Origin of the sequence: Mesorhizobium sp. M4B.F.Ca.ET.203.01.1.1, assembly GCF_004791025.1 — a bacterium.
GTDB lineage: Bacteria > Pseudomonadota > Alphaproteobacteria > Rhizobiales > Rhizobiaceae > Mesorhizobium > Mesorhizobium abyssinicae.
In genome coordinates this window covers 71167-91099 of sequence record NZ_SRUO01000021.1, presented here as the reverse complement: position 1 = coordinate 91099, position 19933 = coordinate 71167, and the positions used below count along the sequence as shown (strand labels likewise).

Sequence of the window (19933 nt, the reverse complement as noted above, 5' to 3'; positions counted from 1 at the left end):
GAGCAAAATCGTGACCGAACTGCCGTTCATCGATCCGCACCATCATTTGTGGGATCTGGAAACCCACTACTATCCTTGGCTCACAGACGGTGTGAAACCGGCGGCCTTCGGCGACTATGAGGCGATCCGCAAGAGCTATCTGCTGGACGATTATCTCGAAGACGCCAGGAACCAGAACCTGGTGAAATCAGTGCACCTGGATGTTGGGTTCGACCCTCGAGACCCGGTTGGGGAGACGCGCTGGTTGCAGGGGATCGCAGACAAGCGCGGCTTTCCGCATGGCATCGTCGGTTACGCCGACCTATCCAAAGCCGATGTCGGCGAACTTCTCGACCGGCATATGGAGTTTGCGAATTTCCGGGGCATCCGGCAGTCGATGAACTATCATCCGGACCCGGCCAAGACCTATCAGACTCGACCGGAAATCAGTCGGACGCCTGAATGGCGTCGAGGCTTCCGCGAACTGGGAAAACGCGGGCTGAGCTTCGACCTGCAGCTCTACTACCCGCAGATGGGCGAATTTCTAGAACTCGCGCGTTACTTTCCAGACGTCCAGATCATTCTCGATCACACGGGGATGCAGGTAGACGGCCCGGATCATTTCGACGCCTGGAAAAGGGGGATGCGGCAGTTGGCGCGGGCGCCGAATGTCGCCTGCAAAATTTCCGGGCTGGGCATGGGCGACTGGTCATGGACCACGGCGTCGATCCGCCCTTATGTCGAAGAAGCGATAGCGGCCTTCGGCGTCGAGCGCTCGATGTTCGCGACGAATTTTCCGGTCGACAAGCTGTTTTCGAGCTTCGACGCCATCGTGAACGCTTTCAAGGAAATCACGATCGCCTATCCGCACGAGGAGCGGCTCGCCTTGTTTCACGACAACGCTGCTCGCTTCTACCGGCTCTAGATCATCCACCGAGAGAACTGAAAGTGCAGGAGACTTCGACATGTTGCTGAAGGGCAAGTCCGCGGTTATTTCGGGCGCCGCGAGCCCTCGGGGAATTGGCCGTTCCACTGCGACGCTGATGGCGGAGCACGGGGCGCGCATTGCAATACTCGACCTTGATGAAGGGCAAGCGCGTGATGCCGCCGCGTCGCTCGGTGGCCAACATATCGGCCTCGCCTGCAATGTCACCGACCTCGACGCGTGCAGGAAGGCTGCCGCCGCGGTGAGCGAAGCCTTCGGCAGGGTCGACGTGCTCTGCAACAATGCCGGCGTAACGCAGCCGGTGAAGACGCTGGAGATCGGCCCGGCCGACTGGGACCGCGTCCTCGACGTCAATCTGCGCGGCGTCCTCTACCTCAGCCAGGCCTTCATCCCGCACATGCGCGACAATGGCGGCGGTTCGATCATCTGCATGTCGTCGGTTTCCGCGCAACGCGGCGGGGGCATCTTTGGCGGCCCGCACTATTCCGCCGCCAAGGCTGGCGTGCTCGGGCTGGCCAAGGCGATGGCGCGCGAGTTCGGCCCTGACGGCATCCGCGTCAATTGCCTGACCCCCGGCCTGATCCAGACCGACATCACCGGCGACAAGCTGACCGATAGTATGCGCGCCGACATCGTCAAGGGAATCCCGCTGAGCAGGCTTGGCGACGCGCGCGACGTGGCGGGGGCCTATCTGTTCCTGGCATCGGACCTAGCCAGCTACATCACCGGCGCGGTGATCGATGTGAATGGCGGGATGCTGATCCATGGTTGATGCGGCATCTGAAACCGAGATGCCTCGAGCCGGCAGCAATGTGGGCCTTGCTGAACGTGCCTATCGCATCCGCCGGCATGCCGTGCGCATGGGGGAAGTCCAGGGCCAGGGCTATGTCGGGCAGGCGTTGGGAGTGGCCGACGTGCTTGCCGTCGCCTACTTCCATGCCTTGCGCTACCGACCGGAGGACACTCTGTGGGAGGAACGCGACCGTTTCCTGCTGTCCATCGGCCATTATGCGATAGCGCTTTACGCGGCATTGATTGAAGCGGGCGTGCTGCCTGAAGAAGAGCTCGCAACCTACGGCACCGATGACAGCCGCATGCCGATGTCTGGCATGGCGGCGTACACGCCCGGCATGGAAATCACCGGCGGATCACTCGGCCACGGCCTCGGCATTGCGGTTGGCATGTGCCTGGGGCTGAAACGCAAGCGGAGCGACAGCCTCGTCTACAATCTCTTGTCCGACGGTGAGCTCGGAGAGGGCTCGACTTGGGAGGCGGCAATGTCGGCGGCCCACCATAGGCTCGACAATCTCATCGCCATCGTCGATTTCAACAACCAGCAGGCCGACGGTCCGTCGACGGCCATGCTGTCCTCCGAGCCGGTGACCGACAAATTCGAGGCGTTCGGCTGGCATGCGCAGCGCGTGGACGGCAACGATATCGACGCGGTGCGCGAAGCATTCGACTGCGCTCGCTCACTCAAGGAGCCGCGACCCCGTATGATCATCTGCGACACACGCATGGCGAAGGGCGTGCCTTTCCTGGAATCCCGCGACGTAACGCATTTCATTCGCGTCGAGCCGCATGAATGGGCGCTGGCGCTCGAAGCTCTGGAACAGGGACGTCCGCTGTGAGGTTGTCAAAATTCGAGCCGCGCTTCGCCGTGAACGAAAGAGAGCGCAAGACCACATCCGCGATGATCGCCTCGATCGCGCCGGATGGCGTTTTGACGCGCAACGCCCCATTCGGTCATACATTGGCCCGCCTGGCGCGTAGCAGATCGGAGATTGTCGGGCTGACGGCCGACCTCGGCAAATACACCGATCTCCATGTTTTCGCGCAGGAGCATCCGGACCGCTTTTATCAGATGGGCATGGCGGAGCAGGTGCTGATGAGTGCGGCTGCCGGCCTGGCGCGGGAAGGCTTCAAGCCCTTCGCGACGACCTATGCCGTCTTCGCCTCGCGTCGCGCCTATGATTTCATTTGCATGGCGATCGCCGAGGAGAATCTCGACGTCAAGTTCGTCTGCGCGCTGCCGGGCTTGACCACGGGATATGGCCCCAGCCACCAGGCGACGGAGGACATCGCCATCTTTCGCGGCATGCCGAACCTGACCATCATAGATCCATGCGACGCACTCGACATCGAGCAGGCCACCGAAGCTATCGCGGACCATAAGGGACCCGTCTATATGCGGTTGCTGCGCGGCAAGGTTCCGGTCGTGCTCGACGATTACGACTACAGGTTCCAGATCGGAAAGGCGCGGCTGCTGCGCGAAGGCGAGGACGTGCTCTTCATTTCCAGCGGTCTGATGACTATGCGTGTCCTGGAGGCGGCAAAGGCGATGGAGGCAGACCGGATCGGCTGTGCGGTCCTGCACGTACCGACAATCAAGCCGCTCGATACCGAGGCAATACTGTCCGTCGCGCGCAAGCCCGGGAGGTTGGTCGTCGTTGCTGAAAACCACACGATCATCGGTGGGCTCGGCGAAGGCGTTGCGGCTCTCCTCATGCGCGAAGGCGTGCACCCGGTCTTCCGGCAGATAGGCTTGCCGGACGAATTCCTCGATGCCGGTGCACTGCCGACACTTCACGATCGATATGGGATATCAACGGCAGAGATCGTGGGTCGTGTCCGGGTGTGGTTGCAATAAATCCACCGCTTGACGGCCATAACCGCGTCTCGCGTCGGCGACTGTGGCGGATCAAGCCTTCTCCCGACGCACCGAGCGTGCTGAAACTGCGATGGCGATGAACGCCAGCAGGATGATTAGGAAGCTGCCGGTCAACGACCCGACATGGGCGATCAGGCCGAGCAAACCCGGCCCCAGCAGCAATCCGGCATATCCCATCGTTGTCACGATAGACATTGCGCGAGCGGCCGATGTGCCTCCCGCGCGTCCAGCGGCTGCAAAAAGGGTCGGCACGACGTTGGCAAGGCCAAGACCGCACACCGCGAGCGCAACCAGAACAACGGGAAGATTGCCGCCCATCAGGATCAGTACGAGCACTGAACCCGCGCAGATCATTGTGCAATAGCTCAACATCGTCATCTGACCGATGCTGTTTGCGATGAAGTCACCAAACAGGCGGCCTGTTGCCATCATGGTTGCAAATGCCGCGAAGCCATAGGCGCCTGTGCTTTCTGCGCCGCCGGATCGCGTCACGATGTATATGGCGCTCCAATCCATCATCCCGCCCTCGGCGAGCATCCCCAGGAATGCGAGGCCGCCAAGCAGGTAGAGATGGTTCGTCAAAGCGCTGTCGAACTTGCCGTCCGTCGCCTCTGTCGCGTCCGCAGGGCCGTCTAACCGGGCTGCATTGTTCCACCCCGTGCAAGCGACAAGTGCGACTGCCGCCACACCGGCCCCCGTGACGCCAAGGCATACGCTCAAAGCGCCACCGTGGGACAGTATTTGACCGACCACAAACGCGCCGGCCAAGCTCCCGAAACTGAACACGGCATGAAACGACGACATCACCTGCCGGCGCATGCGACGCTCCAATGCCGAGGCATCGATATTCATCGAAACGTCGAGCGTTCCAAACCCGGCCCCCGCAAGGAACACAATCGCCGCCAGCGGCCAGGCGTCCCCGACATAGGGCAGGGCCGTCAGGGTTGCCCCAAACGTGATCGATCCCACCAGGCTTAGTACGCTGCTCGGGACAATCGCTATCAAGCGGGCGATATTGGTCATCATCAAAATGGCGCCGAGAGCAAAGCAGATCAGGACTAGCCCGAGTTGCCCTTTGTCCAGATTCATTTGAATGCTGAGGACCGGAAGGGAGGAGGCCCAGGCCCCGATCCCGATGCCGCCGCCGAGGAAGAACAGACTGCAAAAGAAGCGGCTGCGTCGGATGCCTTGGGAAATCGTCGAGACATCGTTCACTATCGTAGGCCTCTGGTCTGCATGTCATCATCACCGGCGTGCTGGCCAGCGAGCGCGTGAGGCTGGTCCTCGGGGCGGAGCCGCGTTCCTACTTGCCCTGTTGGATAAAGTTCGCGGTCCTCTCGCCGATCATGATGCACACAGCATTGGGGTTGCCGGATATCAGCGTTGGCATGACCGAAGCATCCGCCACGCGGAGTCCTTCGATACCGTGGACGCGAAGCTCGGAATCAACGACGGCCATGCCGTCCTTGCCCATCCGGCAGGTGCCGGCGGGATGCAGCGCCGGATGCGCGACCTCCTGGCAGAACTTTCTCACCTGGAGTGGCGTCGCTGTGCCCGCGGACGGGATCTGCCTTGAGGCAATGTAGCGGCGGATGGCGGGCTGCTCCATGATCTCGAACGCGCCCATCGTGCCTTCAGCCACGGCATCGAGATCGTAGGTGTCGGAAAAATATCGCGGTGCAACGCGTGGATTATCGTAGGGATCGGCGCTTCTCAGCGTCACTTCCCCTCGAGACCGCGGCCTGATCTGCCCAAGATTGATGGTGCAGCCATTCCCACCCGGGACGGCGTCGACGCCTTCCTCGATGCCGGCTCCCACGACCATGAAGTATTGCACATCCGGGATGGCCTCGCTTGTATTGCCCCACCAGAACGCTCCCCCTTCGATGAGGTTCGACGAAGCGGGACCATCCCTGAACAGGAGGTAGTTCAGACCGGCAGCGGCCTTCCAGTGCGGCTTCTTGTATTTGTCGTAGCTGTGGGGTCCGTTCAACTGATAGACGAGAGATATCTCGATATGGTCCTGGAGGTTCTGCCCGACGCCCGGCAGGTCAGCAACAACAGGAATGCCATGTTCGCGCAGAGCGCCGGCGGGCCCAATTCCCGACAACATCAGCAATTTCGGCGAGGCAATCGCACCCGCCGACAGGATCACTTCGCGACTGGCCATAACCACCCATTTGCGGCCTTTTGCTACGTACTCCACACCGACGGCACGCCCCTTCTCGACGATTATTCGCGTGACAGTGGAACCTGTTCGAATCTGTAAGTTGGATCTGTGCCGGGCGGGCTTGATGAAGGCCGTTGCGGCGCTGCTTCGCCGATTATTTTTGGCGGTGATCTGGTAAAGACCGCAGCCGGCCTGGTCGCCCGAATTGAAGTCCGGATTATAGGGCAGCCCGGCCTGCTGACACGCCTGCAGCCAGGCACGTGTGAGGGGGTGGATGTGGTCGATGTCGGAAACGCCTAGCGGTCCGCCCACCGCGTGAGCCTGATTGCAGAAACGGTTGTTGTCTTCGGAACGCAGAAAGAAGGGCAGTACATCGGCGTAGTTCCAGCCATCCGCACCGAGCGCTTCCCACCGCGCATAGTCGGACGGAGCGCCGCGGATATAGATCATCGCGTTGACTGAACTGCCGCCGCCCAGCACCCGGGCCTGCACCATGGTCGGCTGCTCGCTTCGCGATTGGCTTGAGGTCGGTTCCCAGGCAATTCGTTTCAGGAGCGATCCTTGAGCAGTCTTGTAGTAGGCACCCGGTATATGGATGTAAGGATTGAAGTCGCGCGGCCCCTCCTCCAACAGGAAGACCGAGGCATCGGGATTTTCCGAAAGCCGCGAGGCAATCACGCAGCCAGTCGAGCCGCCGCCAATGACGATGTAGTCACATTTGGTTTGCATCACTTCTTCCTGCGGACGTATGCCCCAGAGAGCCGAGCCATGCGATGTCATCGGTCATATCCTAAAAAGCGGCCCCGGTTTCAGGGCCAGGGCGCCGCCGTCAATGTTCGATTCACTGCGGCGAACCTCGACAATGCCGAGGCATCGGCCGCTAGTAGGCAAACATCGGGCATCGCTGACAAGTTCGCAGGATGGCGAACTTAGACGCAACATGACGCGCCGGGAGAGGCGTCGCTCCTTGGCTCAGGCATGGACGCCCGGCAGGTTTGGCCGTCCGGGGCGATGGTTGGAAAGCAGATGGCGCCAGTGCCAGTATCGCGGGTATGAAGGCCTTCGCAGGGCGACGCATAATGGGCGTCAGGTCACGACAAGAATCGTCACAACGCGCACTTCTTCCAACTGCCGCATTGTGGTCTGGTATGGCGAAAGTCACCCTCAGGATGGACCAAAACCGTGCCCAACCAAACGAGAGATCTTTCGTTTGCCGATGACTTCATCTTGGCCAAACTCGTGGAGGATGTCCGCGACTATGCCGTTGAAGACGCGGTCGTTGTGAACATCAGCCCCAGCGCCATGATCACCGGGGACGAGCATCCGGCAATCGTGCCCGCCTGGAAGTCGACATGGCTGAAGGGCGGACAAATCAAGTCCGCGGACCGAGCGGCTATCCTCAAATTGCGAAAAGCTACCAATCTTGGCGGCTGCATGTTTCGCGGTTGGGACTGGCTCGGCAATCGCATCAAGAGCTTTCCGCGCGATACGCCGCTGTTCATTTCGTCGCAGGATGAGATCGGTACGGTGTCGACCGACCCGCTGGTCTTCACCAATGAACGTGCCGCCCCAGGATCGCCGCAGACGTTTACCCTCAAGCTGAACCTGTGGTGGTCGCCGGGCGATACGGACTGCTTCATCCACAACGAGCACCCTTTCCTGGAAACGCATACCCAGATCCACGGCAGCGGACGCATGCAGAAGTTTCGACTGCGCGACGAAGCCACGATTTACGAAGACGTGGTTATGCCTGTCGGATATTCGCACGACCCATTTTGCCGGGTTACCGGCAAGAACCAGTGGACCTACCCCTGGCATCGCTACTACGCGGATACCGACTCGGTCTGGCTGGCCATAGAACTTCATCCCTGACAGCTGACAAAGGCCGTGCTTACTCACCAGCCTTCCAATTCCGTCGCGACCCTGGATCAGCCATGTCTCCGTCGGCCATTCCAGGCTGGATCCTGCATAGGGGCCGACCGCCACTGCGTTGGATAGTGCCCAGGCTGGTGGCAGGCTCTCGGGCTTAAGCGTGGATATGATCAGAGCGGCGCACCGCTTGGCACGCAACTGTAAGTGAAAGGAAGCACTGATGAAACTCGACAGCTTACTCGTTGAGGGCACGGACAATGGCGACGCGACAGTCAAGGGCGATCTGGTGCGGTTGCGTGCCAACGGAAAGACCGATTGGTTCTTCGCACCAGGGGGCAAAAGCCGGATGGCAAATGTCACGCGACTGGTGGGCGAGGTCGAAGACAAGCATTTTGCATTGTCTGCAAAGGTATCCGTCGAATTCGCCTCCCCCTTTGACGGTGGCGCCCTCTTCATCGAGTGCGACGGCGACAACTGGGCGAAGATCGCCTTCGAGTTCTCTGCCGCGCGCAAGCCGACCATCGTCAGCGTGGTTACGCGCACGACGTCCGACGATTCTGACGGTCCAGCCTATCCCGGCGACCATGTGTGGTTGCGCATCTACAGCGATGGGGAAGCAATCGCCCTCCATTTTTCGGCCGACGGCAAATATTGGAACTTCCTGCGCTGGTTCACCCTGCCTGGCATTGCAAGGCGACCCGTCCATATCGGCATGGGGGTTCAATCGCCCACGGGCGAGGGGACGACCGCTGTCTTCTCGGACATCAAACTTTCCGTCGGCAAGATCGATGATCTGCGCAACGGACAATAGTCGAGCCGGCACTCATTGACGATGCCCGGCCGTCATCTGCAACGGCCCGGTTCCTACTTCGATCGGTTCTCGAATAGTGCGCGTCATCATCGCGGCGGCGGTTGCTTGTCGGCTGGTTGATAACACCAGCGGACCCGCACAGCCGGCCGCCGCGACTTCCTGTAGGAGCAAGTGCGGGCGCGGGGCTTCGTTCATATCCTGGCGCGAACGGCATCGCGTCGGCGACATCGCGGGCGGTGGCCCGGACCGTGACGTCGTCTCGTTTTCCCTCGCCTGCTTCCAGTTTGGTCATTCTGGTGCAGAGCCCCGCAAAGCGGATCCAGGCCAACGGAAGCCGGCAATCGTCCGCGTTCACGCCTTGCAATGAACAAAAGACCGGCGATCCGCCTCGATAGCCGACCATCCGAGGCCTTCAACAACCTGGCTGCGAAAATGTCGTTCGAGCCCGCTGCGCAAAACGCTCTTGACAAGCGAGGCGCTTCACGGGATGTTCATTCAGTAATAGTGACTTTCACTGAATGAAATAAGGATTGGCAATGACGACTGTGCTTCAAAAGGACGAGATCAAGGGGATCATCCCCCCGCTCGTTTCGACCTTCAAACCCGATGGTGATCTGGACCTTGACCTGTTCAAGGGCGAACTGAAGTTCATGGAGAGCGCGGGCATCAGGCTCGCCGTGGTCGGCGGCAGCACCGGTTCAGGGGACGAACTCTCCGCCGAAGAACTCGGCATCCTGGTGGAGACCGCAACAACCTGTAGCAAGCTGCGCGTCATCGCCGGGATAATCACGACCACCACTCGCGACGCGATAAAGCGTGGTCAAATCGCCAAGCAGAACGGCGCCTGCGCTCTCATGCTTGGACCGCCCATCTACAATACCCCGTCCGGGGATGGGCTGGACAAGTTCATCCAGGATGTCGGGGCGGCGACCTCGCTTCCCATCATCTACTACAATCATTTCTTCAACCCGCCGGCCGTCATGCAGCGCATTGCCAAGCTGCCCGAGGTCATCTGTGTGAAGGAAGTGGCGCTGGAGCCCGTGACGGAGCTGGTCCAGACCGTCGGAGACCGGGTTGTCATCGCCGCTGGTGCCGACAGCGTGAATATTGCGAGCTTCCTGTTCGGGGCAAAGGCCTCGATTTCCGGCATCAACAGCGTCATCCCGAAGCAATATGTGGAGATCCATGCCGCGCATGCAGCGGGCGACTACGCGCTCGGCCGCAGGCTCACGGACAAGATCGCACCGCTCGCCCGCGAAATGACCAAGGGCGTGAATTTCCCCGCCCGCATCAAGTTCGCGATCAATGCCCTGGGCCGCAAGGTGGGTGAACCGCGCCTGCCGAATGGCAACCTGGCCAAGGAGGATCAGGACAACATCATCAAGGCGCTCAAGCATGCCGGACTGCTTGCCTGAGCCGGGATCGGCTGGGGCTGCCCGTCCGGTGGTCGATTAAACCAGCAAACAAAACAATCAAAACAGAGGGAATGTGGACATGAACAAGGACATCAATCGCCCCAACGCTGATCCGACGCTTATCGGGCGCCGCGATCTATTGAAAACAGGCTTGATGATGGGCACGGGCATGGTGCTTGCGGGGGTTGGGCTTCGCCCGGCCCTTGCCGATGAACCGAAACGGGGAGGGACGCTCCGGGTCGGCCTTGGAGCAGCCGGCGCGAAGTCGTCGCTCAACCCTTTCATCTCGACCGGCGATATGGATTTCGCGGTCGCCCAGTCGATCTTCGATCGGCTCACCGACTTCGACAAGGACGGCAATCTCTACAACAAGCTGGCCGATGACTTCACCCACAACAGTGAAGGCAACATCTGGAAGATCAAGCTCAAGAAAGGTGTGGTGTGGCACGACGGCGCGCCCTTCACCGCCAAGGACGTAGCCTACACCATCCAGTACATCCTCAATTCCGACAACAAAGCCGATGCCTACCCCAACCTGGCTCCGCTCCTGGAGTCAAAAGGCGTGCGCGCATTGGATGCCAGCACCGTCGAAATCGAGCTGAAGCAGCCGTATGCCCTGCTGCCGCAAGTGCTGGGCAGCAAAGTGATGTTCCTCATCAAGGACGGGACGACCGACTTCGACAAGCCGATCGGCACCGGACCCTTCAAGTTCGTGTCATGGTCCCGCGGCCAGCGAGTGACACTTGCACGCAGCGACAATTATCGCACGGCAGGGCAACCCTATCTGGATGGGGTCGAGTTCATCGCGATAAACGACCCGACCGCCCGCATGAATGCGCTGGTGGCCGGCCAGGTCGACGCTGTGGCCCAGCTTGACGGGAGCCTGGCGCGGCTCATCGAAGCCAATCCCGCGCTTGTGCTCCTGCGCTCCAAGAGCGGCGCCACCACCGATCAGTTCATGATGACAAACCTGAAGCCATTTACCGACGTGAAGGTCCGGCAGGCCTTCAGGCTGATGATCGATCGCCAGCAACTGCTCGACAACGCGCTGTCCGGCTATGGCAGGATCGGCAACGATCTGCACTGCATCACGGATCCGGACTATGCGTCCGAAATCCCGCAACGCACATATGATCCGGATCAGGCAAAATCGCTGCTCAAGCAGGCGGGCTACGACAACAGCCAGTCAATCACGCTTTACACTTCAGATGCCGCTCCAGGCATGCAGGCGTCTGCCACCCTCATCGCCAATCAGGCGAAGAAAATTGGCGTGAACATCGAGCTCATGGTTGTCCCGCCCGATAGCTACTATTCCGGCCCGAACTTCAAGAAGACCCAGATGGGAAGTTCGGACTGGGGCCAGCACACCCTCGAATCCCAATTCGGCCAGGGCTATGCGCGCGGCGCTTACTGGAACGAACCGGATTGGACCAGCGACGCGTTCGACAAGTGGGTCAGCAAGGCAAGAACCACATTCGACGCCCCCAAACGCCGCGAATATTACGTTGAGGCGCAGAAGGTGCTCTGGAACGAAGGGGCCTACATCATCTGGGGCTTCCGCGATCTCCTCGACGCCTCCAGCGCCAAGGTCAAGAACATCGTTCCTTCGACCCAGAGAAACCTCGGCTACTATCAATTCGAAGGTGTCTATCTCGCGTAAGCAGCAAGGCCGCCGTGGCGCCGATCGGGCCACGGCGGCTTCCTCTCATATGAAGAGTGATAGCCCTTGAACAAGCCATTGCTTCAGCTTCTGCTGACAAGAATAGTCCTGGCTTTCGTCACGCTATTTGCTGTCTCGGTCGTTGTCTTCACCGCGACTCAATATCTGCCGGGAGATCCCGCCCGCGCGGCACTCGGCGCCAAGGCCGACCCCTCCGCTGTCGAGGCGCTCAGGCGCGAGTTCGGCATGGATCGGCCTGCGGTCGTGCAATATTTCAGCTGGATCGAAGGCGCCCTCACTGGCGACTTTGGACGATCAATCCCATCGGGCCGGCCGGTCTGGGAAGCGATCGGGCCTAGAGCCGTCAACACCATGGTGCTGACGGTCACCTCGCTGCTCCTGCTGATACCGCTATCGTTCGTCCTCGGCATTGTCGCGGCGATCTACAAAGACAGGTTGGCGGATCACCTGATATCCGTTCCGACCATCGTCACGGTTGCCTTGCCTGAGTTCGTCATTGGCACAGTGTTGATCGTGCTTTTCGCGGTCTATTTGCGCTGGTTGCCGCCGGTCTCGCTGATCAACGACAGCCTGCCTCTTTCGTCCCAATCCAGCCTCTTCATCTTGCCGGTGCTGACGCTGCTTGGCACGACACTGGCGCAGGTGGTGCGCATGGTTCGGGCAGTGGCCCTCGAAGTGCTGAGCGCCGAGTACATCTACATGGTGCGGCTACGCGGGATTAGTCCAGCGCGGGTGTTGATATGGCACGTCCTTCCCAACACCATCACGCCGACCATTCAGACGATCGCGTTGAACGCGGCCTGGCTGGCAGGTGGGGTCGTGGTCACAGAATCCGTCTTCCAACTGCCTGGAATCGGCAGCGCGCTTTCAGATGCGGTGATCAACCGTGACATGCCGACAGTGCTCGCCATCACGCTGATTATCACCGCCACCTACGTGCTGATCAACTTGGTGTCGGAAGCGCTTATCCTTCTCCTGAACCCAAGGCTGCGCGTAGCGAGCGGCAAGAACTGAGCCGGGGAGATCGGTCCATGTCCACCTCTGTCCTGCGCCTTACGCTGGCGAAGCCCGCCGCCCGCATCGCCCTGGTCCTGGTCCTGATTATCGTCGCCCTTGCAACGCTTGGACCCTATTTCAGCCCCTACGCTTTTGATGAAATTGTCGGCGCTCCGTTCGCGCCCATAACTCAAGAGCATTGGCTCGGAACCGATTTCCTCGGTCGCGACACTTTCAGCCGTTTCCTCTATGGCGGCAGGACGGTTCTGGTTGTCGCGCTGAGCGCGACGGTCGCGGCCTATATCGTGGCCGTGCCCCTCGGCATCTATTCCGGGCTGCGGCGAGGGCCTCTCGATGTCGTGCTGATCGCAATATCCGATGTCATCTACGCCTTGCCGCCGGCCATCTTCCTCCTGGTGCTTCTCGCCTCGACCGGCCCCAGCCTCCCAACAGTCATAGTCGGCATCGTCATCCTGCATTCTCCCCGCATCTTCCGCATCGTGCGTTTGATCACGATGGATATTTCCAAGAACGAGTACGTGGAGGCGGCTTTCGCCCGCGGAGAGAGCTGGACGGCGATCTGTTTCCTCGACATCCTTCCCAACGTGCTGACGCCGGTCACAGCCGACTTCGGTGTGCGGCTTTGCGGATCGATCATTCTTTACGCCTCCCTCAGCTATCTGGGTCTGGGCCTGCCGCCGCCGGCGGCCGACTGGGGCCTGATGATCAGCGAAAACCGAATCGGCATCACCATCTCGCCATGGATCGCCATCGCACCGGCGCTTGCGATTGCCGTCTTCTCCGTTGCCGTCAACGTTCTGACCGACAGCTTTGCGCGCTCGGTTGGTCGCTCGAAAGAGATTTGAAATGGCCGAAGCAATTCCGCTCGTCGTGCAATCGCTTTTCATGCACGATCTCAGCGGCCGCGAAATCGTCAGCGACGTATCCATTGCCGTCAAACGCGGCGAAGTCCTGGCCATCATCGGCGAGTCGGGATCGGGCAAGACCTCTGTCGCGCTGAGCTTGCTTGGCTTTGCGCGACCGGGAATGCGCATTTCGTCGGGCAAGATAACGATTGGCGGTACCGACATCCTCTCGCTTTCGGGGCGCGAGAGGCGCGCCTTTCAGGGCGGCAAGGTCTCACTGGTTCCACAGAATCCGACCACCAGCTTCAGCCCGCGAATGTCCATCGGCAAGCAAATGGCCGAGCTTCTTGCCGCGCATGGTCACTCGGGGCCTGGCCTGAAGCAGTTGCTGGCCGAGGCTCTGCGCAACGTAGACCTCCCCAATGATGAACGGTTTTTGAAACGCTATCCCTTCGAGTTGAGCGGCGGACAACTTCAACGCATCGCCATTGCGATGGCCTTTATGACGTCTCCGCAGGTGATCGTGATGGACGAGCCAACGACGGGCCTGGACGTCTCGACCCAGCAGACGATCCTTGAACTCATCGCCAGGCTGGTCAAGTCCAGCAACGCCAGCGTGGTCTACGTAACCCATGACCTTGCGGTTGTGAACGTCGTCGCCGACCGGGTGGCGGTCATGCTTTCTGGCAGGATTGTCGAGCAGGGCGGCCGCAAGCAGGTGTTTGCTGAGCCGCGCGACGATTATACACGCATGCTGCTCGACGCCATACCGCGACTGGTGGCCGAGAGCCCAGGTCCTGCGGCAGATGATACGACCGACAGCGCCCTTGAATTCCAGAACGTCCTCGAGGTGAAGAACCTGCGCGCCTCGCATGGCAACGTTGAGGTCGTCCACGGTATCTCATTCTCGGTCGGCAGAGGCGAATGCGTAGGGCTGGTCGGCGGCAGCGGCAGCGGCAAGACCACGACAGGCCGGTGCGTGACGGGTTTGCATGGCAATGCCACCGGCACCTTGTTGTTCGAAGGCCATTCGATGCCCTTCGCCGTGTCGAGCCGCTCCAAAGCTGATCTGGGTGCCATGCAGATCGTGTTTCAGAACCCTGACCGCTCACTCAACCCCAAGGAATCGATTGCTCAAAGCATTGCCCGCGCCGTTAGCCTGACCGGGATGACAGACAAGACGAGGATCGGCGCGGAGGTCCGGTCGCTGCTCGACCGCGTTCGACTGCCGCAAAGAGTAATCGACCTCTATCCCGCGGATCTGTCCGGAGGCGAGCGTCAGCGCGTCGCGGTGGCCCGGGCGCTGGCGTTGAAACCGAAGCTCCTGGTTTGTGATGAGATTACCTCGGCTCTCGACGTGTCTGTGCAGGCTGCGGTCGTCGAGCTTCTGCTCGATCTGAAAAAGGATGGCCTTGCGATGTTGTTCATAACGCACAACCTGCCGCTGGTCTCGGAAATTGCACAGTCCATCATAATCATGAAGGACGGAAACATCGTTGAGGCCGGGCGAACGAGCGAAGTCCTCCATTCGCCGCAGCATCGTTACACGAGGATGTTGTTGGAAGCCGCGCCGCGCCTTAATTGACGGCAACCTCTTCTTGGAGCACCAAGAGGGCGATTGTCATGGAGATTCGCCGGAGCGATCTTGCCCACCGACCTTGCCACCGCTGAGCAGAAGAGTGCCCGTTTCGACGCCGTCGATCGGGCGGTTGCCGTTCTGCGCGTTCTCGAACGGGCGGACCAGCCGATGTCGCTGTCGATGATTGCCCGCGAGGTCGGGCTAGGCCAGCCAACCACGTCGCGCTATGTCTCCAGTCTTGTCGGTCATGGCCTTATCGCTAAGGTAAACGGCAACCGCTATGTCCTGGGCATCGGGCTCTATATTCTGGGGCAGAAATCCCTCCATAGAAGGGATGTACGAACCGTAGCCCGTCCCTATCTCGAAACCCTGCACGAGCAGTTTAACGAAACGGTCAGCTTCGCTCTCTGGCTGCGCGATGAGCTCGTTGTCGTGGACTGTATCGAGGCCATGCAAACCTTGCGTCAGGGGGCGTCAGTCGGCGTGACGAATCCGTGGCACGCCAGCTCCTTGGGAAAGTCCATACTCGCCTGGCTGGATGCGCATGAAGTCAACAGGCTCATCAAGGCGTCGGGGTTACCCCGCTACACCCAAAATACCCTTATCACCCTGGACCAGCTGCGTGGCGAATTCCCGCTTATACGGGAGCGGGGCTATGCGGTCGACAACGAAGAGTCGGCGATAGGTGGCCGCTGTATCGGGGCCCCTGTTTACGATGAAGCCGGACGCCCGCTCGGTGCGATCAGCATCAGCGGGCCGATCGCGCGCGTCACCGACGAGGATATTCCCTCGACAGGCAGGCGCGTTGCCGAGATCGCCGACCAGATATCACGCGCTATGGGGTATGAAGGGAAGATGCCCGCCTGAGCTTCGGGAGCGAGTGATCGGCGGAGCTACCTGCTTGGCTGTCATTTCGACAGCCGGGTTCTGCAGGTTACGGCCGAAGTGCGATCGTTCGGCGCTTTGTAGATGCCGCGGCCACCGCCTCGGCGGCCCGCAGGGCGGCGATGTTATCCGACCCTCGCGCCAGCCAGGACATCTTTCGGTCCCCTGCGCTGACGAAATCCTCGACAGTCGCGACGTGGGAGTCGCCGTCACGAACAGGAACGAGCTCATTCTTGGCTCCATGCCGTCGCATGAGCGTGCCCGAAGCCTTACCGTTCAGCGTGCCATGAGCGATCAGAGTGCCGCGATCGCCGGCGACCACGACCATGCTTTCCATGTCGATGATCGCGAAACTCTCGAACGATTGAAATAAGCTGCCATCGTCGAGCTTGAATGCATAAGAAATCTGGTTGGGAGCACCGCCTTCATTCGCACCGAGGGCGGAAACTTCCTGAGGCTCTGCGCCCGTGAGGAATCTAGCCAGGTCGATGTCGTCGACGGACATGTCGAGATAGATGTCGCTGTCGCCGTCGAGATCGTCTTTCCTGCGCTTGGCTGTTGGCTTGTATGGTCCCTCGCGCGTGATAAGGATCGACTGCACCTTGCCGATTTCGCCGTCGACGATCAACCTGCGCATCGTCTGGTGGATCGCCGAAGCCCGGAACGGGTGATGCACGGCAAGAACGATGCCGGCTGTATCGCACACGCGCACCAGGGCGGCTGCCATCTTGCTGCTTTCGGAGATGGGACCGTCGCAAAGGACGTTCTTGCCAGCCTGCGCCGCGGCTGTGATGTAATGCGCCCGCCGCTGTATTCGGGCACTGACATAGATGAACTCGACGTCAGGGTCGCCAAGGGCACTTGACAAGTTGGTTGTCCACTGTGGGATATCCAAGTCCTGGGCGAAATGCGCGGCATCCAGTTTGCGTCGACTGACCACCCACAAGGGAGTATGCCCTTGCGCCCTGATCCCGGCGACCATCTGCTCCGTGGCGATGGTGCCGGTACCCATAACCGACCACCCCGTCTTGCCGTGAGTTGCCATGCCGGGAGCTCCTTATTCGGTCCAAGTATGGGCGAATTCGCGTCGCGGAGCCAACTTCGCATCTGATTGAGTTCTGAATTAAAGTGGCGTACACAGAGCGTCTATTCGCGTCACTGGGGAAGGCCGCCAGATTGAACCACCTCGCAGGGGAGAATGCTGCGCTTGCGGCGAATTTGAGAACCCTTTGCGACCGTCACGGGTCTGTGGCAGCCGTTTGTCGCAAATTAAACGTCAACCGGCAACAATTTAACAAATATTTGTCCGGCGCCCATGTGCCATCGAGCGCCAATCTGCGCACGATCGCGAATTTCTTCGGACTGAGCGTTCCGATCCTTTTCTCCAACCCGGAGGAATTTCGGACGTTGATCGACGGTAATTTTTTTCATGCGATGTCCACTGCCCGGCATCTGCCTGAGTTTGTGAATTTTCTTTCCAACATTGTTTTTGATAGCACCGTGCAGGATTCCGAGATCCTGGGCGTTTATGATCGCTACCAGTTTTCCTCGATCTATAAGGGTTTCATTCTAAAATCGGCGTTCTGCCTGTATAGACCAGATAAATTTCTGCAGCATTACTATATTGAGCGGTTTCCGAGCTTCGATAAGCCGGGGAAAACCGAATATGTCTTTAAGTACTATGGCTTTAGTTTCCCTGTGGCGGACAGGCTGTTCACAGCCGATTTCGAAGGGATTCAGAGCAACGAGCTCACCTTCGGCGTCTATGCCCAGGTCAAGCGAAACGCCAAGCGGTTCATGTTCGGCATTGCCAGCGGCATCGCGGCCAATGCCTTTCGTCAACCCTACTCAACGAAGGTCGCTTTGCACTACAAGGGGCCGGGCCTGCTCCAGCGCCGTCACCTCAAGGAGCTTACAGTGATCGACAGAGGTGATCCGAGCATTCCCAGGGAGGTGCTACAGTACCTCGGGGATGGGTCCGATATGATCCAGATGTAGTCTCGAAGCCTTGACGGTACGAGGCGGTCGTCTGACACTATTCGTGAAGCCGGCCTACGCCGTGCCGACAAGCTCATTCAGCGCCAAGCGATGCAGCGCAGGCGTGGCTGAGGCCAAGACCGGCCCTCCCTCTTCGGCGCGGCCACCGTCGATACGTGTGACGACGCCGCCCGCTTTCTCGATGATCGGTATCAGCGCGACAATGTCGTAGGGCTGCAGGGAGGGCTCGAGCGACAGATCGATCCGGCCCGCGGCCAGCATTGCGAAGGCGTAGCATTCGCCGCCATACCGGGTCATCTTTACCGCGCTGTTCAGCCGCTCGAAACCAGCCTTGAGATCACCATGAAAATGCTCGGGCGAGTTGGTGTGAAGAATGGCGTCGGAAAGGTTGTCGATGTTGCGCGTCTTGAGCGCCTTTCGCTCGCCGGCGCGCTGGCGCCATGCGCCCGTTGCGTCGGCCCAAAACCGTTCGCCGATATAGGGCTGGCTGAGCATCCCCATCTCGGCGTGGCCGCGATTGGTTAGACCTATGAGCGTCCCCCAGACCGGAATGCCGCAGATGAAAGGTCGCGTTCCGTCAACGGGATCTAGGACCCATCGCCAGTCGCTGCCGCCGCCCGTCTCGCCGAATTCCTCGCCGAGTACGGCGTGGTCCGGAAACTCTTTCACTATGGCGGCGCGCAACGCGATTTCAGCCTCGCGATCTGCCTCCGTAACCGGATCGAACCTGTATCCGGCCTTCACCTTGGTCTCTACGGCGAGGTCAACCAGATAGCGGGGCAGGGTCTCGGCATCCGCCAAATCGGCCAGATGGTGCAGGAAGGATGAGTCCGGGAGCTTTGACATGGGTTCCATCTCCATTTGGTCGATGCGGCCGCCGCTTGGGTCGAACGCCGGATCGAGACCGAATTTCTGGGCGCGCGACTTTAATCTGTCTAGAACAGCACCGAGCGATCGCATCCGGCAAAAGCATGCGCATTTGCACCGGTGGTTGCTCAGGCAGCCTGCAAGGACCGATCAGAATCCGCGGCCAGACGGCGCACCGCGCTCGCCGAACGGGCAACGACGTCTCGTTCGAGTTTGCCGGCGCGGACACTGGCGATGATACTGTTTGCCACATCATCGACCTGAGGCCCGCCCGCCAACAGGAGAAGGTCGACGCCGGCTTTGAGCGACGCCACCGCGGTTTCCGGAACCGTGCGGCCGCGCAACGTTCCGGGCAGATCGAGATCGTCCGAGACGATCAGGCCACGGAACCTGTGGGCGCCGCGAAGCATCGCGACTACCTTTGCCGAAGTCGACGAAGGCTCGGACGAATCGATTGCATCGACCGGTATGGGCCCGGTCATGATGGCGCACACACCTGCTGCAATGGCCGCGTCGAAGCACTTTAGATTGGGTTTCAGCTGCTCCAGCGAAGCAGTGACCGTCACAGTCGCGCTGTCGTGCGGGTCGGCCGGCACATGGGGATGCCCGGGAAAGTGCTTTGCTGTTGCCGCAACTCCCTGGTTCTGAACGCCTCTAATGAATGCCGACGCGGCGCGACTGACCAGGTCGCTATCCGCGGAAAAGGTGCGGTCACGCAGCCACGGGTTGCTTCCGGTCACCAGATCGACGACGGGCGCCAGGAAGAAGTTGATGCCGCAGGACCTGGCGGCGCGAGCGGCCTCTGCCCCGAAGTGCTCGATCTCGGTCTCCTTCATCTCCAGAACTTCGCGCGGATGAGGAAGCTGGGGTCCGAGGTTGTGGAGGCGGTGGACACCTCCCAGTTCGTAATCGATTGCGACCAGCACGTCGCCAGCAAGCGCCCGCGCACGGTCGTGGTAGTCCAGGAGAAGCTGCGGCGTTTCCGATTGCTGCCTGGCCGGCGACATGCGCCGCGCCACATATTCTTCGCGCGTCGAACCGAGAAGGGAAGCGACGCCGCCGGCAGTGAAGAAAGACGTCGACGCTTGTGTGAACTCAACCTTGTCAAAGGCGGGCAGGAGTACTGCGTAAGCGTCGCGAGAGAGGTCATCCATTTTTTCAGTCCTGATGTGTTTTGGCTCTGAGAGGGCAGAGTCC

Annotated in this window: 18 protein-coding genes; 13 read left to right on the top strand and 5 right to left on the bottom strand. The window is 60.3% G+C overall.

Translation table 11 applies throughout. The annotated features are described in order from the left end of the window. The first annotated feature begins 10 nt into the window (after positions 1 to 10). The 4 genes from EN846_RS29970 (at position 11) to EN846_RS29955 (ending at position 3575) form a co-directional block, all read left to right on the top strand. Positions 11 to 904, top strand: coding sequence for an amidohydrolase (locus EN846_RS29970; RefSeq protein WP_127308833.1), 894 nt, complete (start codon positions 11 to 13; stop codon positions 902 to 904). Between the two features lie 40 nt (positions 905 to 944). After that, a complete protein-coding gene (locus tag EN846_RS29965) occupies positions 945 to 1697 on the top strand; it encodes an SDR family NAD(P)-dependent oxidoreductase (protein WP_127308834.1) in 753 nt (250 codons plus the stop codon). After that, a complete protein-coding gene (locus EN846_RS29960) occupies positions 1690 to 2556 on the top strand; it encodes a transketolase (RefSeq protein WP_127308835.1) in 867 nt (288 codons plus the stop codon). Before EN846_RS29965 ends, EN846_RS29960 begins: the two co-directional genes overlap by 8 nt. Positions 2557 to 2618: 62 nt before the next feature. Continuing rightward, entirely contained in the window at positions 2619 to 3575 is a 957-nt protein-coding gene (locus EN846_RS29955) for a transketolase family protein (RefSeq protein ID WP_245493421.1), read from the top strand. Between the two features lie 51 nt (positions 3576 to 3626). On the opposite strand, the gene EN846_RS29950 is transcribed toward EN846_RS29955, so the two are convergent. Further along, positions 3627 to 4811, bottom strand: coding sequence for an MFS transporter (locus EN846_RS29950; protein WP_187331427.1), 1185 nt, complete (start codon positions 4809 to 4811; stop codon positions 3627 to 3629). 88 nt (positions 4812 to 4899) lie between these two features. Next, on the bottom strand, positions 4900 to 6495 hold the full coding sequence (locus EN846_RS29945) for a GMC family oxidoreductase N-terminal domain-containing protein (protein WP_245478098.1): 1596 nt from the start codon (positions 6493 to 6495) through the stop codon (positions 4900 to 4902). 498 nt (positions 6496 to 6993) lie between these two features. Here EN846_RS29945 and EN846_RS29940 point away from each other — a divergent pair, with 498 nt between their 5' ends. The 8 genes from EN846_RS29940 (at position 6994) to EN846_RS29905 (ending at position 15853) form a co-directional block, all read left to right on the top strand. Further along, positions 6994 to 7638 (top strand): hypothetical protein, encoded by a 645-nt coding sequence (locus EN846_RS29940; protein ID WP_245493280.1) that lies wholly within the window; start codon positions 6994 to 6996, stop codon positions 7636 to 7638. Positions 7639 to 7858: 220 nt separating this feature from the next. After that, a complete protein-coding gene (locus tag EN846_RS29935) occupies positions 7859 to 8449 on the top strand; it encodes a DUF1349 domain-containing protein (protein ID WP_128346046.1) in 591 nt (196 codons plus the stop codon). A 536-nt stretch (positions 8450 to 8985) separates the two neighbouring features. Continuing rightward, positions 8986 to 9864 carry a dihydrodipicolinate synthase family protein gene (locus EN846_RS29930; protein WP_127308841.1) on the top strand — a complete coding sequence of 293 codons (879 nt, stop codon included), beginning with the start codon at positions 8986 to 8988 and terminating at the stop codon, positions 9862 to 9864. Between the two features lie 79 nt (positions 9865 to 9943). Further along, on the top strand, positions 9944 to 11524 hold the full coding sequence (locus EN846_RS29925) for an ABC transporter substrate-binding protein (protein ID WP_245478094.1): 1581 nt from the start codon (positions 9944 to 9946) through the stop codon (positions 11522 to 11524). A gap of 66 nt (positions 11525 to 11590) precedes the next feature. After that, positions 11591 to 12559, top strand: coding sequence for an ABC transporter permease (locus EN846_RS29920; RefSeq protein ID WP_127308842.1), 969 nt, complete (start codon positions 11591 to 11593; stop codon positions 12557 to 12559). Positions 12560 to 12576: 17 nt separating this feature from the next. Next, the gene (locus EN846_RS29915) at positions 12577 to 13407 is read left to right on the top strand and encodes an ABC transporter permease (protein ID WP_127308843.1); all 831 of its coding nucleotides are present in this window, start codon (positions 12577 to 12579) and stop codon (positions 13405 to 13407) included. 1 nt (position 13408) lies between these two features. Next, positions 13409 to 14992: an ABC transporter ATP-binding protein gene (locus EN846_RS29910; protein WP_245478095.1), complete on the top strand. Its 1584-nt coding sequence runs from the start codon at positions 13409 to 13411 to the stop codon at positions 14990 to 14992. A 60-nt stretch (positions 14993 to 15052) separates the two neighbouring features. Next, positions 15053 to 15853, top strand: coding sequence for an IclR family transcriptional regulator (locus EN846_RS29905; protein WP_245493282.1), 801 nt, complete (start codon positions 15053 to 15055; stop codon positions 15851 to 15853). Positions 15854 to 15920: 67 nt separating this feature from the next. Here EN846_RS29905 and EN846_RS29900 read toward each other — a convergent pair whose 3' ends face one another. Further along, positions 15921 to 16916, bottom strand: coding sequence for a Gfo/Idh/MocA family oxidoreductase (locus EN846_RS29900; RefSeq protein WP_127308844.1), 996 nt, complete (start codon positions 16914 to 16916; stop codon positions 15921 to 15923). 131 nt (positions 16917 to 17047) lie between these two features. On the opposite strand from EN846_RS29900, the gene EN846_RS29895 reads away from it, so the two are divergent. Next, positions 17048 to 17869, top strand: coding sequence for a helix-turn-helix transcriptional regulator (locus EN846_RS29895; RefSeq protein WP_127308845.1), 822 nt, complete (start codon positions 17048 to 17050; stop codon positions 17867 to 17869). 54 nt (positions 17870 to 17923) lie between these two features. Here EN846_RS29895 and hisN read toward each other — a convergent pair whose 3' ends face one another. After that, positions 17924 to 18715, bottom strand: coding sequence for a histidinol-phosphatase (gene hisN, locus EN846_RS29890; RefSeq protein WP_127308846.1), 792 nt, complete (start codon positions 18713 to 18715; stop codon positions 17924 to 17926). Between the two features lie 149 nt (positions 18716 to 18864). Beyond that, entirely contained in the window at positions 18865 to 19890 is a 1026-nt protein-coding gene (locus EN846_RS29885) for a glycoside hydrolase family 3 N-terminal domain-containing protein (RefSeq protein ID WP_127308847.1), read from the bottom strand. Positions 19891 to 19933: the final 43 nt, after the last annotated feature.

Excerpts from the sequence above, each read along its gene's own strand:
- EN846_RS29965 (WP_127308834.1), top strand. The coding sequence starts at position 945 with ATGTTGCTGAAGGGCAAGTCCGCGGTTATTTCGGGCGCCGCGAGCCCT.
- EN846_RS29960 (WP_127308835.1), top strand. The coding sequence starts at position 1,690 with ATGGTTGATGCGGCATCTGAAACCGAGATGCCTCGAGCCGGCAGCAAT.
- EN846_RS29955 (WP_245493421.1), top strand. The coding sequence starts at position 2,619 with ATGATCGCCTCGATCGCGCCGGATGGCGTTTTGACGCGCAACGCCCCA.
- EN846_RS29945 (WP_245478098.1), bottom strand. The coding sequence starts at position 6,495 with ATGCAAACCAAATGTGACTACATCGTCATTGGCGGCGGCTCGACTGGC.
- EN846_RS29935 (WP_128346046.1), top strand. The coding sequence starts at position 7,859 with ATGAAACTCGACAGCTTACTCGTTGAGGGCACGGACAATGGCGACGCG.
- EN846_RS29930 (WP_127308841.1), top strand. The coding sequence starts at position 8,986 with ATGACGACTGTGCTTCAAAAGGACGAGATCAAGGGGATCATCCCCCCG.
- EN846_RS29925 (WP_245478094.1), top strand. The coding sequence starts at position 9,944 with ATGAACAAGGACATCAATCGCCCCAACGCTGATCCGACGCTTATCGGG.
- EN846_RS29915 (WP_127308843.1), top strand. The coding sequence starts at position 12,577 with ATGTCCACCTCTGTCCTGCGCCTTACGCTGGCGAAGCCCGCCGCCCGC.
- EN846_RS29910 (WP_245478095.1), top strand. The coding sequence starts at position 13,409 with ATGGCCGAAGCAATTCCGCTCGTCGTGCAATCGCTTTTCATGCACGAT.
- EN846_RS29900 (WP_127308844.1), bottom strand. The coding sequence starts at position 16,916 with ATGGCAACTCACGGCAAGACGGGGTGGTCGGTTATGGGTACCGGCACC.
- hisN (WP_127308846.1), bottom strand. The coding sequence starts at position 18,715 with ATGTCAAAGCTCCCGGACTCATCCTTCCTGCACCATCTGGCCGATTTG.
- EN846_RS29885 (WP_127308847.1), bottom strand. The coding sequence starts at position 19,890 with ATGGATGACCTCTCTCGCGACGCTTACGCAGTACTCCTGCCCGCCTTT.